A 13,123-nucleotide genomic window follows, 5' to 3' on the forward strand; every position below is an offset into this window, starting at 1 on the left:
CCCATGGAGAACTTGGCCCATAGCGCGTCCCTCCATCCTGAGGATAATATCGCACCATCAAACCCTGGGATCAAACATCTCTAGCTCAAGTCAAGAAAACAGCGGAGATATGCCAAGCCTACGAGCCGCAATTAGCTGCAAAGCTAAAAGCCGATGTCAGTGCCGGTCTGGAAGCGCTCGATTCATCCAACAATACCTGCAACGCGAAATCGAGGGCCGATCTTCTGGCTGAGAAACGTTGCATGGACTCACAAAAGGCAACCAAAGCCAAGAATGAAATGTTTCAGAGGGCACAGGTCAATTATAACACTAATAAAAATAATCATACGTTATGCTCATGGTTGAAAGTATCTCTTGAATACTTCAATGATGCCGAAAGAACACAGAAGCTCTGTGAAGCCGCCTCGGGGACTGGCGAACCCTCCAAGGCGCCCGAGATTCGGAGCTGGATTCAGCAAACAAAAACAAAGCAGAAAGAATTGTGTAAATAATCTACATAATTAATGCCGAAATCCGTTCATTATCTACTACAGCCCTTTGCAACACTCCAAGCCATTGACGGCCCCGCAACTTTAGATCAGTCTTCCATAGATCGTATGGAGGCTCTCCGGCGGTCGGTCGAGGGAGTCTTCCCGTTCTCGCGTGGAAGATTGTTCATGAGCTCGCCCAACCGCTCGACCCATATCCGGCTCACCTCCCATCCCGAGCCGAACGCCGGCACCATCAAGCATCCGATCAAGTGGGGGTCCAAGGACCCGAAGGAGCGCGGGCCGATCATCGGCACCGTGACCAACCCGGCCGACCGCAACGTGATCGGCGCCCATGGCGGCTCCTATTCGCTCTACCGGGCGCTCGCCATCTCGGCCCGGGCGATGAACCCCCTGGCGCGGCCCGACCTGCACAACACGCATCCGACTGCCGAGATCGGCCCGCATCCGCAATGGTTCGAGCCGGGCAGGATCGTGTCCCTCGACCCCTGGGGTCACATGGTCGGAGAGGTCTTCCAGGACGATATCGCGAGCGGCGTCGACATCCGGCCCAGCATCGCCGTCACCAAAGCGCGCCTCAACATGCCCGAGATCCTGGCTGCCATGGGGGCGAAGCGGCTCAAGGCCGATGGCGGCTTCCTGCACGAATCCGGCGACATCTCGGTCACCAAGATCGCGGTCGATCCGGTCTGGCATCTCCCCGGCATCGCCGAGCGCTTCGGCTGCTCGGAGGGCGAATTGCGGCGCACCCTGTTCGAGCAGACCGGCGGCATGTTCCCGGAGCTCGTCACGCGGCCCGACATGAGCGTGTTCCTGCCGCCCATCGGCAACATCACGGTCTATGTGGTGGGCGACGTGGCGCGCCTGAGCGATGCGAAGACGCGCATCGCCTGCCGGGTGCATGACGAGTGCAACGGCTCCGACGTGTTCGGCTCCGACATCTGCACCTGCCGGCCCTATCTCGTGCATGGCATCGAGGAATGCGTGCGCGAGGCGCAGACAGGCGGCGTCGGCGTCATTGCCTATAACCGCAAGGAGGGCCGCGCCCTCGGCGAGGTCACCAAATTCCTCGTCTACAATGCGCGCAAGCGGCAGGAGGGCGGCGACCAGGCATCCACCTATTTCGAGCGCACGGAATGCGTGGCGGGCGTGCAGGATGCGCGCTTCCAGCAGCTCATGCCCGACGTGCTGCACTGGCTCGGCATCCGCCGCATCGACCGGCTCATGTCCATGTCGAACATGAAATACGACGCCATCACGGGCTCCGGCATCGAGGTTGTGGAGCGCGTGCCGATTCCCGCCGATCTGGTGCCGCCGGATGCGCAGGTGGAGATCGAGGCGAAGAAGGCGGCCGGCTACTACACCCCCGAGGGAGCGCCGGATGCCTCCGCACTGGATCAGGTGAAGGGCCGCGATCTGGAGCGGTTCTGACGCGACGAGCCATGACGCGGGTGCCGGCTTGCCGCCGGTGCCCGCTTCGTTTTTAACCTTATCCCGAACCGCCCTGCCCAGGGTTGATGTGTTGCCTGAAGACTGTGCTATCGCATCCCCACCGAGACGCCGGAGCCCTGAGTGACCGACCAGCCTGACCTGTCGCCCGACACCAAAGCCGCCCGCAGCCTGCTCTCCGCCGCCGCGGTGCGGGACCGCTCGCACCAGCTTCTGCAGGCGGGTCTCGAAGGCCGCCTCCAGCACTTCACGGTCGATCTCGAGCGGCTCGAGCCTTGCGCCGACGAGGTCGTGAGGACGATCCGCGAGGCCTATCCTTCCCTCGACATTCCCTTCCATGCCCGCTGGCGCCACTTCGCCGCCGGAGGGCATGAGCGCTGGGGCGCGGTGATGCATGGCGCAGCATGGGAGTCGGCGGCCGAGATGGGCCGCGCCGCCTTCGACCTCGCCATCGTGTCGGTGCTGCTCGATGCCGGCGCCGGCGCGCAATGGCGCTACGAGGAGGGCCGCACGGGGGAGACTTATATCCGCTCCGAAGGGCTTGCGGTGGCAAGCTTCGACATGTTCGTGAGCGGCGCCTTTTCCAGCCGGCCCGAGGATCCGTTCCGCGTCGATGCGGACGTGCTGATGACGCTGACGCCCGAAGATCTGGCCGAAGGCTTCCAGGTCTCGGGCGACAACCCGCTCGTCGGGCTGGAGGGTCGCGCCGCGCTGCTCAACCGCCTCGGGCGCACGGTTGCGACCAACCCCGACATTTTCGGCCAGGGCGACGATCCACGCCCCGGCGGCCTGTTCGACGTCATCGCTGCAACCGCCACGGACGACCGCATCAAGGCGACGGCGATCCTGGAGGCGCTGCTCACCTATCTGGGCCCGATCTGGCCGGGCCGCATCACGCTTGGCGGTGTCGACCTCGGCGACACATGGCGCCATCCGCTCGTCCAGACGCCGGATGCCACGAACGGGCTCATCCCGTTCCACAAGCTCTCGCAGTGGCTCTCCTATTCGCTCATCGAGCCGCTCGAATGGGCGGGCTTCTCCGTGATCGAGATCGACGGCCTCACGGGCCTGCCGGAATACCGCAACGGCGGCCTGTTTCTCGACACCGGCGTGATCGCCCTGAAGGATGCGGCCGATGCAGGCCGCGCCCATGCGGTGGATTCACCGCTCGTCGTGGAATGGCGGGCCTTGACGGTGGCCCTTCTCGACCGCATTGCCGAACCGATCCGCGCGAAGCTGGGATTCGCAGCAGCAGACTTCCCCCTGGCCAAGGCGCTCGAAGGCGGCACCTGGGCGACGGGGCGGCGGCTGGCGAAGGAGAAGCGCGGCGACGGCTCGCCCCCTCTCAGCGTGATCAGCGACGGGACGGTGTTTTAGATGAATCAGCATACGACGATCAAAGAGGGAAAAAACATGCAGGGCGTCACGGTGGTCGATCATCCGCTGGTTCAGCACAAGCTGACCCTGATGCGGGACAAGCAGCGTTCGACGAAGGGCTTCCGCCAGCTCCTCAACGAGATCGGCATGCTGCTCTGCTACGAGGTCACCCGCGACCTGCCTATGGAGCGCATCGAAATCGAGACGCCGATGACCACCATGGAAGGCGCGCAGATCGCCGGCAAGAAGCTGGTTCTCGCCCCGATCCTGCGCGCCGGCGTGGGCTTTCTCGACGGCATGCTCACCCTCGTGCCGGCCGCGCGTGTGGCGCATATCGGCCTCTACCGCGATCCGGAATCGCTCCAGGCGGTGGAATACTACTTCAAGGCGCCGTCCGATCTCGCCGACCGCATGGTGCTGGTGCTCGACCCGATGCTCGCCACCGCCAACTCGGCCGTGGCCGCCATCGAGCGCCTGAAGGAGCGCGGCGCCAAGGATCTGCGCTTCGTCTGCCTTCTTGCCGCCCCCGAGGGCATCGAGCGGCTGCGCAGCGCCCATCCGGACGTGCATATCTGGACGGCCGCCATCGACGAGCGCCTAAACGACCACGGCTATATCGTGCCGGGTCTGGGCGATGCCGGCGACCGTATGTACGGAACGCGCTAGAGCCCGCGCGACTTATCCCGTCATCTCTCGCAACGGGGATTATTGGCCTTGCGCTTCATCGTCGCTGACTGGGGAACCACCCGTTTTCGCGGCTATCTGATCGAGAACGAGACAGTTCTCGATCAGGTCTCGTCGGACGAGGGTGTTTCGGCCTTGCAAAAGGGCCAGCACCGTGACGTGTTCCTGCGCCAGTGCGGGCGCTGGCTGCAGGCTGAGCCCGATGCGCCGGTGCTGCTCGTCGGCATGGTTGGCAGCCGCGAGGGCTGGGTCGAGGCGCCTTACGCCACCTGCCCCGCCGGTCCTGCGGAGATCGCCCGGGCGCTCGTGCCGGTGGATTTGGGAGAAGGCCGCAAGGGCTACATCATTCCGGGCCTGTTCTGCGAGCCGGCTCCCGGCGCCGCCGACGTGATGCGCGGCGAGGAAACGCTGGTTCTGGGCGCAGGCATCGAAGACGGGCTGATCTGCTCGGCCGGCACGCATCCCAAATGGATTCTGATGCGGGGCGGCCGCATCGAACGCTTTGCCACCTACATGACCGGCGAAATGTACGCCATCTTACGTGAGCATTCCATGATCGGCCGCCCGGCCACCGAGCCGGAAGATCCCAAAGGCTTCGATCTCGGCCTCGAGGCCGCCGAGCGCAATGCCGGCGAGGCCCGCGTCGGCCTGCTGCACCTTCTCTTCAGCGCCCGCGCATCGGTGGTGTCCAACCGCATGCACAGCAGCCTGCTCGCGCCCTACCTGTCGGGCCTGCTCACCGGCGACGAGATCAACGGGGCGCTGGCCCAGTTCGGCCGCCCGGACTCCGTGACGATTCTCGCCGCGCCGGAGCGTGCGGAACTCTACGTCCACGCGCTCAAGCGCCACGGCATCAAGGCCGAGATCAAGGATACGCAGCAGGCCCTGATCGCGGGTCTCGCGCGGATTGTGCGCCAGCATGCGCTGGGCTGACATACACTCCATTCGCCCTTAAGACTCACCCGAACACTCGTCCTTGAACGCTAAGGTCAAGCCTCATGCCTCACCCCCTCCTCGCCTCCGCGAATGAATCCTCGAAGCCCATCTGGCTCGTGACCGAGCAGACATGGCCGGACATTGCGGGGCAGCTTCCGCAGTTGGCGCAGGGCTTTGCGAAGGCGCAGGGGTTTGCGGGCAAGGCCGGGAGCCACTGCCTGCTGCCGGATGCGGACGGCAATCTCCTGGGCGTCGCGTTCGGTCTCGGCGGCTCCGATGCAAAGAGCAACGATCCGTTCCTCCCTGGCAAGCTCCCGACCCTGCTGCCAGAAGACATCTACCGTTTCGAGACCGAAGCCCCGAACCCGACGCTCGCCACGCTTGCCTGGCTGCTCGGCGCCTACAGCTTCAACCGCTACCGCAAGCGCGGCGAGAAGGCCGTTCGCCTGGTGGTGCCGAACGGCGTGGATGCGGAGGATGCGGCGCGCATTGCCGATGCCGTGGTGGCAAGCCGCGATCTCGTCAACACGCCCACCAGCGATCTCGGCCCCGACGGCATTGAGGCGGCGGCGCGCCAGCTGGCGGAGCGCCATGGCGCTGCCTTCACCAGCATCGTCGGCGACGACCTGCTGGAGCGGAACTTTCCGATGATTCATGCGGTCGGCCGCGCGTCGATCACCCCGCCGCGCCTCATCGACTTCACCTGGGGCGACGCGAGCGCTCCGCGAATTACCCTCGTGGGTAAGGGCGTCGCCTTCGACACCGGCGGCCTCGACATCAAGCCCGCCTCCTCCATGCTGCTGATGCGCAAGGACATGGGCGGCGCGGCAGCCACGCTGGCGCTGGCCGACATGATTATGGGCGCCAAGCTCCCCGTGCGCCTGCGCGTGCTGATCCCCGCTGTCGAGAACGCGATTTCGAGCAATGCCTTCCGCCCCGGCGACATCCTGCCGAGCCGCAAGGGCATCTCGGTGGAGATCGGCAACACGGATGCGGAAGGGCGCCTCATCCTGGCCGATGCCCTCGCGCTCGCCGACGAGGAGAGCCCCGATCTCATCGTCGATTTCGCAACCCTCACGGGCGCCGCCCGGGTAGCCCTCGGCCCCGAGCTGCCGCCCTTCTACACCGACGACGACACGCTCGCCGCCGACATCGCCCGCCACGGCAGCGCCGTGAACGATCCCGTCTGGCGCCTGCCGCTCTGGTATCCCTACCAAGCCCAGCTCGATTCCAAGTTCGCCGACATGAACAACACCGGCGGACCCATGGGCGGCTCGATCACCGCGGCCCTGTTCCTGCGCCGCTTCGTGGAAGCCGCGAAGGCGCATGTGCATTTCGATATCTTCGCCTGGAACAACTCCACCCGGCCCGGACGGCCTGAGGGCGGCGAAGTGCAGGCAGCGCGCCTGATGTATGCTCTCCTAAGGGAACGTTACGCTTCCTAAAGCATGGCAACAGGCCCTGCTTGCACTGGTCGTTCGAACCTTCAACTATGCGGTTCCGAACGAACGGTGGATCCGGCATCACCCCGGCCCCGAACCTCGGCAGGATCGCCCATGTGTCGTGTTGCAGGGGCCATTCAAGCATATGTGACGCTATCGAGAGTTATACAGTAGCTGGCGCTTTGGCTGTGGAGATGCTAGGAAACTCGATCATTGCTCGCGCCAAGGAGCCGACTCGATGAGCTTTGAACGCCGTATTACCCCCGTCCGCGCCGATCTGGCTGATGAGCGCCTGCGTGGGCAGGTCGAGGCCGAGCGCTTCACGTCGGGTACGGTCAAGCGCACCATAGCTTCCTTCTGCCCCCTGCATCGCCACCCCTCGCAAGAGGCGCGCATGGATACGCAGGCGATCTTCGGCGAGAGCGTGACCGTCTATGACGAGCACGAGGGCTATGCCTGGGTGCAACTGCACGATGACGGCTATGTGGGCTATGTGCCGAGCGCGGCCCTCGGCCAAGTTGGGCCGGAGCCGACCCACAAGGTCAGCGCAATCCGTACCTTCATCTATCCGGGTCCCAACCTGAAGCTGCCCTATCAAGATTACCTGACCTTGAACTCCAGGGTCACTGTTACGGAAACTCAGGGAGAGTACGCGCAACTTGCCACGGGAGGCTGGGTCTTCGCGGCGCACTTGAGCGACCTTGATGCGTATCAGGCGGATTATGTCGGGATGGCCGAACGGTTCCTGCACACCCCTTACCTCTGGGGCGGCAAGACGAGCCTCGGTCTCGATTGCTCGGGATTGGTCCAGAGCGTGCTGACGGCAGCCGGCATCAAGGCTCCTCGCGACAGCGACATGCAGGAGCGCGATCTCGGCACGCCTGTCGAGGTGAAGCCGGACCTGAGCGGCCTGCAACGCGGAGACCTCGTGTTCTGGGACGGTCACGTGGGCCTGATGATGGACGAAGCGAACCTCATCCACGCCACCGGCTACAGCATGACCGTGATGATCGAACCGCTCGCGGTGGCCGAAGAGCGCATCCGTCTGAGGAGCTACGGCCCGATCAGCGCGATCAAGCGGCTGTAAGCGGACAGGTGCACGCCATTAATCGCGCTGACCGAAAGGTATGCCTTCGGGCTCCTGGGGCAGCGCGTCCGTAATCTCCACCCAGGGGGCCTTGGAGCCGACATGATAATGCATGCCGGCTTTCATGCATGGATCAGAGTCGAGTGTGCCGAGCCGAAACCCGAGCACATTCGGATCCGCCTCATCGCGCTTGTAGATGGGCGAACCGCAGCAGCCGGCGAAGAAGCGCTGAACACCTGGACTCGATTGCCAACTGCGCAGCAAATCCTCACCGGCGGTGAAAGTAAGCGCGGCGGCATCCAGGCCTGCGGTTGTCCCGAAGCTTGATCCTGAATGCTTACGGCACCGCCAGCAATGGCAATACGTGATGGGACCTGAGAGCTGACCTTTGATCTCGTAGCGGATTTGCCCGCAGGCGCATGAGCCTTTCAGCATCGACAGATCCTTCTCACAAGATCGCGTCTCAATATCCCCGCACCCGATCCACCACGGCGTCGAACGGCTCGCCCGCCTCATGGCGGCGGATCTGCTCGGCGATGTAGCGCGCCGTCGCCTCGGGCTCGCTCGTCGCCGAGTTGTGCGGCGTGACCGTGACGCGCGGATGCGTCCAGAGCGGCGATTCCTCCGGCAGCGGCTCCGTCTCGAATACGTCGAGGGTTGCGGCCCGCAAGGTTCCGTCTTCGAGGCAGGAGAGGATGTCGGCCTCCACCTGCAGCTTGCCGCGCCCCGCATTGATCAGGATCGGCCCGCCGAGCCTGCCGTCGCGGGCGAGCTTCTCGAACAGGGAGCGGTCGAGGATGCCCTGCGTATCGGGCGTGAGCGGCATGAGGGCAATCAGGATATCCGTGCGGTTCAGGAACGGCACCAGCCCCTCCTCGCCCGCATAGACCTGGAAGCCTTCCACATCCTTTGCCGTGCGGCTCCAGCCGGCCACATCGAAGCCCATCATCTTCAGCTTGCGGGCGGAGTCCTGCCCCAGCACGCCGAAGCCCATGATGCCGACGCGCACATCGCCTGCAATCGGCGGGGCGCGATCCGGCTTCCAGCGCTTCGCTTTCTGGTCCTCGTCGAAGCGGCGCTGATCGCGCAGGTACATGAGGCAGTGCAGCACCATGTACTCGCTCATGCGGTGGGTGAGATCGTCCTGCGCCACGCGCACGATGGGCACGTCCGGCAGGTCGGGATAGCTCATCAGGTGATCGACGCCGGCGCCGAGCGAGAAGATCGCCTCGAGGTTCGGCAGGCCCGAGAGGCTTCCAGGCTTTGGCCCCCAGGTCGCCACGTAGCGGATTGCGTCCCTATCGAATTCCTCGCCGAGCACGACAATGTCGCGATCCGGCAGGTACCGCTTGAAGCGCTCGACCCAGGGCTGCGTCTGCCAGGTGACGGCAACGAGAAGGCTCATGCCGTGGCTCCTATGCGCTCGAGAATGCTCGGGCCTGAAGCGGCTTGTGCATCACCAATGCGATAAGCAGCACGCACAGCGCGCGCCGCCGCTTCGGCCGCGTCTTCGCTGCGGGCATGCACGATCGCGAGCGGACGCGAGGCATCGACTCTCTCGCCGACGGCAGCGAGCTCTGTGAGCCCGACCGCATGATCGATGGGATCCTGCGGACGCGTACGCCCCCCGCCGAGTGCCACCACGGCCACACCGACGTCGCGCGTGGCGATGCTCTGCACGATGCCGGAGCCCTCCGGGTGAATGGAACGAACGATGGGCGCTGCCTGCAGATGCTTCTCGTGATTGTCGAGGAAGTCGGCGGGGCCGCCGAGGGCGGACACCATGCGCTGGAAGACCTCGGCGGCCTTGCCCGATGCAATCGCATGCTCGATCTTCGCACGCGCCTCATCGATATCGGCAGCGAGCTTGCCGAGCACGAGCATCTCGGCGGAGAGTTCCACCGTCACCTCGTGGAAGCGCTTCTCACGGCGACGGCCGGTCAGGTAATCGACCGCATAAGCCATCTCGACCGCGTTGCCGGCAGCCGATGCGAGCGGTTCGTTCATGTCGGTCAGCAGCGCGCTCGTGGGCAGACCTGCGCCGTTGGCGACGAGCACGAGGCTCTGGGCGAGCTTTCTCGCATCGTCCGCATTGTCCATGAAGGCGCCGGAGCCGAACTTCACGTCCATCACGAGGCCCTGGAGGCCGGCAGACAGCTTCTTCGACAGGATGGAGGCGGTGATGAGGTCGATGGATTCCACCGTCGCCGTCACGTCGCGGATGGCATAGAGGCGCTTGTCGGCCGGCGCGAGATCGGCCGTCTGGCCGATGATGGCGCAGCCCACGTCGCGCGTGACACGGCGGAACGTGTCGAGATCGGGTTGCGTGACATAGCCCGGAATGGAATCGAACTTGTCCAGCGTGCCGCCCGTGTGGCCGAGGCCGCGCCCGGAGATCATCGGCACGTAGCCGCCGCAGGCGGCGACCGCCGGTCCGAGCGCAAGGCTCACCGTGTCGCCGACGCCGCCGGTGGAATGCTTGTCGAGCACCGGGCCGGGCAGGTCCCAGGTCAGCACCGTGCCCGAATTCATCATGGCGCGGGTGAGCGCCACGCGCTCCGGCACGGAGAGGCCGCGAAAGAAGATCGCCATGGCGAAGGACGCCGCCTGGCCCTCAGTCACACGGCCTGCGGTCATTCCCTCGATGAACTGCTCGATGTGCTCCGCCTCGAGCGTGCCGCCGTCGCGCTTGCGGCGGATGATTTCCTGCGGAAGAAGGCTCATGCTAGTAGGCTCCGGTAGCGGCCGCGCCGGCCCGTCCTTCGATGGCGGCGATCAAGGTGTCGTAGACGCTGCTCGCGCCGATGCGGAATGTCTGGGGCGTAGCCCAGCCCTCTCCCATGATGCGCTCAGTGAGATCGAGATAGATCTTCGCATCGGCCAGGGTGCGGATGCCGCCGGAGGGCTTGAGGCCGACGGAACGCCCCGAAGCCTTGATGGCGTTGAGCATGATCTCGGCCGCTTCCGGCGTGGCGGAAACCGGCGTCTTGCCCGTGGATGTCTTGATGAAGTCGGCACCGGCCTCGATGGCGATGCGGCTTGCGGTTTCGATGAGCTTCGGATCCCTCAGCTCGCCCGTTTCGAGAATGACCTTCAGCAAAAGATCGCCATTGATGCGTTCGCGCACGGCCTCCACCATCTCACGCGCGGCTGCGAGATCGCCACGGCGCACGGCCTCGTAGGGCAGCACGAGATCGATCTCGTTGGCGCCGTCGGAGAGCGCCTCCTGCGTGTCGTCGGTGACGCGGCTCACATCCTCGCCGCCGGCGGGGAAATTCACCACCGTGGCGATGCGCACGGAAGAACCTTTGAGATTGGCCTGTGCGCGCTTGACGAATTGCGGCCACACGCACACGGCCGCCACCGGCCCGCGCGGATCGAGCGCCTTCTGGCACAGCGCGTCGATGGCCTGGTCGGTGCAGGTATCCGTCAGGTCCGTGAGATCGAGGCTGCGCAGGGCGCGCACGGCAATAGCCGCATCAGACATGGGGCAGCTCCGCAATGAAGGACCGAACGAGACGCTTGAACTTCTCGGAGGCTTCCGCCGCCGTGTCCTTGGTCTCCTGGTGCGAGGGCGATGCGCCCTCGATGCCGGCCGCCAGGTTGGTGACCACGGAAATGGCCGCGACCTTCAAGCCGTAATAGCGGGCGAGGATCACCTCCGGCACGGTCGACATGCCGACGAGATCGCCGCCGAGGATCTGCACCATCTTGATCTCCGCCGGCGTCTCGAAGCTCGGCCCCGACAGCCAGGCATAGACGCCTTCCGGCAGTTCGATCCCGGTCTTCTGCGCAGCACGCTGCAGCGTCCGTCGCAGGCCCTCGTCATAGGCGCCCGTGAGCGACACGAAGCGGCCTTCCGTGTGATCGCGCAGCAGCGGATTGGCGCCCGACAGGTTGAGGTGATCGCTGATCGCCACAAGGCTGCCGGGGCGGATGTCGGCCCGCACTGAACCCGCCGCGTTGGTGGCGACGAGAACCGGGATGCCGAGTTCCTTCACGAAGGCCACGGGCACGCGCATCGCGCCCGCATCACCCGTCTCGTAGTAGTGCGCGCGGCCTTGGAAGAGCAAAACGCGCTTGCCCTCGAGGGTGCCGGCCACGAGCTTGCCCGCATGCCCGGAGACGCCGCTTCTCGGGAAATGCGGGATCTCCGCGTAAGGCAGGCTCACCGCGTCGCTGACCTCGTCCACCAGAGTGCCGAGGCCCGTGCCGAGCACGAAGGCTGCATCGAAATGGCCGTCGAAGCCGCGGCTGCGCACGAAGGCGGCCGCTTCCTGAATCATCTGCTGCATCGTCATCTCAGGCCTGCCGGGCAGGCCTTCCTCTTATCAAAGCAAAACGCTTTACCGATCCGTCAAATTGTCGGGGCCGAAGGAGAACGGCAGCAGCTCGTCGAGCGTGAAGCTCCTGCGGATGCCCTCGGGTCCGGCAACGTGAACGGGCGTGTCGGGCGCGGCGAATTCGCGGATGCGCTGGCGGCATCCGCCGCAGGGCGTGCACAGAACATCGCCCTCCCCCATCACGACGATCTGCGCGATGCGGTTGCCGCCGGCGGCGATCATCGCCGAGACGGCGCCGGCCTCCGCGCAGGAGCCCACCGGGTAGGCGGCGTTCTCCACGTTGCAGCCGGTGAAGATCCGGCCGTCCGGCGTGGCGATCGCCGCACCGACCTTGAACCGGGAATAGGGCGCATAGGCCTTGGCCTGGATCGCCCTGGCCGCCTCGAACAGCGTGTCCAACGATACCATGCTCAGCGCTCCTTCACATAAGGAATGCCGGCCGCACGGGGCGGAATGGCCCTGCCGATGACGCCGGCGAGCAGGATGACCGTCATGAGATAGGGCAGCGCCTGGATGGCCTGCACCGGCACCTCGCCGATGCCCGGCAGCGACAGCCCTTGCAGCTGGTTGGCGCTGGCATCGAGCAGGCCGAACAGGAAGCAGGCGCCGAGCGCCGGCCATGCACGCCACTTGGCGAAGATGAGGGCGGCGAGCGCGATGAACCCGCGGCCTGCTGTCATGTTGGGCAGGAAGCCCGCTGCCTGCCCGACCGACAGATAGGCGCCCGCAAACCCGCACAGAACGCCCGCGATGACGACGGCGGTGTAGCGCAGCCCCGTCACGGAGATGCCCGCGGTATCGACCGCAGCCGGGTTCTCGCCGACAGCGCGCAGGCGCAGGCCGAAGCGGGTGCGGCCGAGCACGAACCATGTGACCGGCACGGCGAGCAGGACGATGTAGACAAGCGCCGAATGGCCGAAGAGAACGCTGCCGAAACGCTGATCGCCTTCGAGCGGCGGCGTGCGCCCGCCCTGGCTATACCAGGCATTGCCGATGATCGCCGTGAGGCCCGCAGCCAGCATGTTGATGGCGACGCCGGAGACGATCTGGTTGCCGCGCTGGCTGATGGACGCGAAGCCGTGAACGAGCCCGATGGCCACGGAGGCCGCGATGCCGATCAGCAGACCGGCCCAGGCGGAGCCGAGCGCATAGGCACCGGCCGCGCTCGCGAAAGCCGCCACCAGCATCTTGCCCTCGAGGCCGATATCCACCACGCCGGAGCGCTCGGACCAGAGGCCGGCGAGACAGGCGGCGAGAAGCGGGATCGAGAGCCGGAGGGCCGAGTCGAAGATCGTGACGAGAAGACCGAGATCCATG

13 protein-coding genes are annotated in these 13,123 nt (G+C 65.4%); 6 read left to right on the forward strand and 7 right to left on the reverse strand.

The window, feature by feature from the left end:
* Positions 1-656: 656 nt before the first annotated feature.
* From JAO75_RS12950 to JAO75_RS12975, 6 genes are all read left to right on the forward strand, one after another.
* Entirely contained in the window at positions 657-1,919 is a 1,263-nt protein-coding gene (locus JAO75_RS12950) for a GTP cyclohydrolase II (RefSeq protein WP_199049563.1), read from the forward strand.
* A 141-nt stretch (positions 1,920-2,060) separates the two neighbouring features.
* Positions 2,061-3,314, forward strand: coding sequence for a DUF1688 family protein (locus tag JAO75_RS12955; protein ID WP_199049564.1), 1,254 nt, complete (start codon positions 2,061-2,063; stop codon positions 3,312-3,314).
* A gap of 36 nt (positions 3,315-3,350) precedes the next feature.
* The gene (gene upp, locus JAO75_RS12960; RefSeq protein WP_199049671.1) at positions 3,351-3,980 is read left to right on the forward strand and encodes a uracil phosphoribosyltransferase; all 630 of its coding nucleotides are present in this window, start codon (positions 3,351-3,353) and stop codon (positions 3,978-3,980) included.
* A 48-nt stretch (positions 3,981-4,028) separates the two neighbouring features.
* Positions 4,029-4,931: a 2-dehydro-3-deoxygalactonokinase gene (locus JAO75_RS12965; protein ID WP_199049565.1), complete on the forward strand. Its 903-nt coding sequence runs from the start codon at positions 4,029-4,031 to the stop codon at positions 4,929-4,931.
* Between the two features lie 65 nt (positions 4,932-4,996).
* A complete protein-coding gene (locus JAO75_RS12970; RefSeq protein ID WP_199049566.1) occupies positions 4,997-6,379 on the forward strand; it encodes a leucyl aminopeptidase family protein in 1,383 nt (460 codons plus the stop codon).
* A 235-nt stretch (positions 6,380-6,614) separates the two neighbouring features.
* Positions 6,615-7,463 (forward strand): C40 family peptidase, encoded by an 849-nt coding sequence (locus tag JAO75_RS12975; RefSeq protein ID WP_199049567.1) that lies wholly within the window; start codon positions 6,615-6,617, stop codon positions 7,461-7,463.
* An 18-nt stretch (positions 7,464-7,481) separates the two neighbouring features.
* Here JAO75_RS12975 and JAO75_RS12980 read toward each other — a convergent pair whose 3' ends face one another.
* Genes JAO75_RS12980 through JAO75_RS13010 form a run of 7 tightly spaced genes read right to left on the reverse strand, consistent with a single transcriptional unit; the run spans position 7,482 to position 13,122 of the window.
* Positions 7,482-7,898: a GFA family protein gene (locus tag JAO75_RS12980; RefSeq protein WP_199049568.1), complete on the reverse strand. Its 417-nt coding sequence runs from the start codon at positions 7,896-7,898 to the stop codon at positions 7,482-7,484.
* A gap of 28 nt (positions 7,899-7,926) precedes the next feature.
* Positions 7,927-8,868 (reverse strand): 2-hydroxyacid dehydrogenase, encoded by a 942-nt coding sequence (locus JAO75_RS12985; protein WP_199049569.1) that lies wholly within the window; start codon positions 8,866-8,868, stop codon positions 7,927-7,929.
* Complete coding sequence (gene deoA, locus JAO75_RS12990) at positions 8,865-10,187, reverse strand: thymidine phosphorylase (RefSeq protein ID WP_199049570.1); 1,323 nt, start codon at positions 10,185-10,187, stop codon at positions 8,865-8,867. Before deoA ends, JAO75_RS12985 begins: the two co-directional genes overlap by 4 nt.
* Position 10,188: 1 nt before the next feature.
* A complete protein-coding gene (deoC, locus tag JAO75_RS12995; RefSeq protein WP_199049571.1) occupies positions 10,189-10,950 on the reverse strand; it encodes a deoxyribose-phosphate aldolase in 762 nt (253 codons plus the stop codon).
* Positions 10,943-11,764 (reverse strand): purine-nucleoside phosphorylase, encoded by an 822-nt coding sequence (locus JAO75_RS13000; protein WP_281433517.1) that lies wholly within the window; start codon positions 11,762-11,764, stop codon positions 10,943-10,945. The genes deoC and JAO75_RS13000 overlap by 8 nt, the downstream gene beginning before the upstream one ends.
* Before the next feature lie 45 nt (positions 11,765-11,809).
* The gene (locus tag JAO75_RS13005) at positions 11,810-12,214 is read right to left on the reverse strand and encodes a cytidine deaminase (protein ID WP_199049572.1); all 405 of its coding nucleotides are present in this window, start codon (positions 12,212-12,214) and stop codon (positions 11,810-11,812) included.
* Positions 12,215-12,216: 2 nt separating this feature from the next.
* Positions 12,217-13,122: an ABC transporter permease gene (locus JAO75_RS13010; protein WP_199049573.1), complete on the reverse strand. Its 906-nt coding sequence runs from the start codon at positions 13,120-13,122 to the stop codon at positions 12,217-12,219.
* Position 13,123: the final 1 nt, after the last annotated feature.

Source organism: Microvirga splendida (assembly GCF_016427565.1).
Lineage (GTDB): Bacteria > Pseudomonadota > Alphaproteobacteria > Rhizobiales > Beijerinckiaceae > Microvirga > Microvirga splendida.

Bases quoted from the DNA above. Each gene is read 5' to 3' on its own strand.
- deoA (WP_199049570.1), bottom strand. From the start codon at position 10,187: ATGAGCCTTCTTCCGCAGGAAATCATCCGCCGCAAGCGCGACGGCGGC.
- JAO75_RS12975 (WP_199049567.1), top strand. From the start codon at position 6,615: ATGAGCTTTGAACGCCGTATTACCCCCGTCCGCGCCGATCTGGCTGAT.
- JAO75_RS13000 (WP_281433517.1), bottom strand. From the start codon at position 11,764: ATGACGATGCAGCAGATGATTCAGGAAGCGGCCGCCTTCGTGCGCAGC.
- JAO75_RS13010 (WP_199049573.1), bottom strand. From the start codon at position 13,122: ATGGATCTCGGTCTTCTCGTCACGATCTTCGACTCGGCCCTCCGGCTC.
- JAO75_RS12970 (WP_199049566.1), top strand. From the start codon at position 4,997: ATGCCTCACCCCCTCCTCGCCTCCGCGAATGAATCCTCGAAGCCCATC.
- JAO75_RS12980 (WP_199049568.1), bottom strand. From the start codon at position 7,898: ATGCTGAAAGGCTCATGCGCCTGCGGGCAAATCCGCTACGAGATCAAA.
- JAO75_RS12985 (WP_199049569.1), bottom strand. From the start codon at position 8,868: ATGAGCCTTCTCGTTGCCGTCACCTGGCAGACGCAGCCCTGGGTCGAG.
- JAO75_RS13005 (WP_199049572.1), bottom strand. From the start codon at position 12,214: ATGGTATCGTTGGACACGCTGTTCGAGGCGGCCAGGGCGATCCAGGCC.
- upp (WP_199049671.1), top strand. From the start codon at position 3,351: ATGCAGGGCGTCACGGTGGTCGATCATCCGCTGGTTCAGCACAAGCTG.
- JAO75_RS12950 (WP_199049563.1), top strand. From the start codon at position 657: ATGAGCTCGCCCAACCGCTCGACCCATATCCGGCTCACCTCCCATCCC.
- deoC (WP_199049571.1), bottom strand. From the start codon at position 10,950: ATGTCTGATGCGGCTATTGCCGTGCGCGCCCTGCGCAGCCTCGATCTC.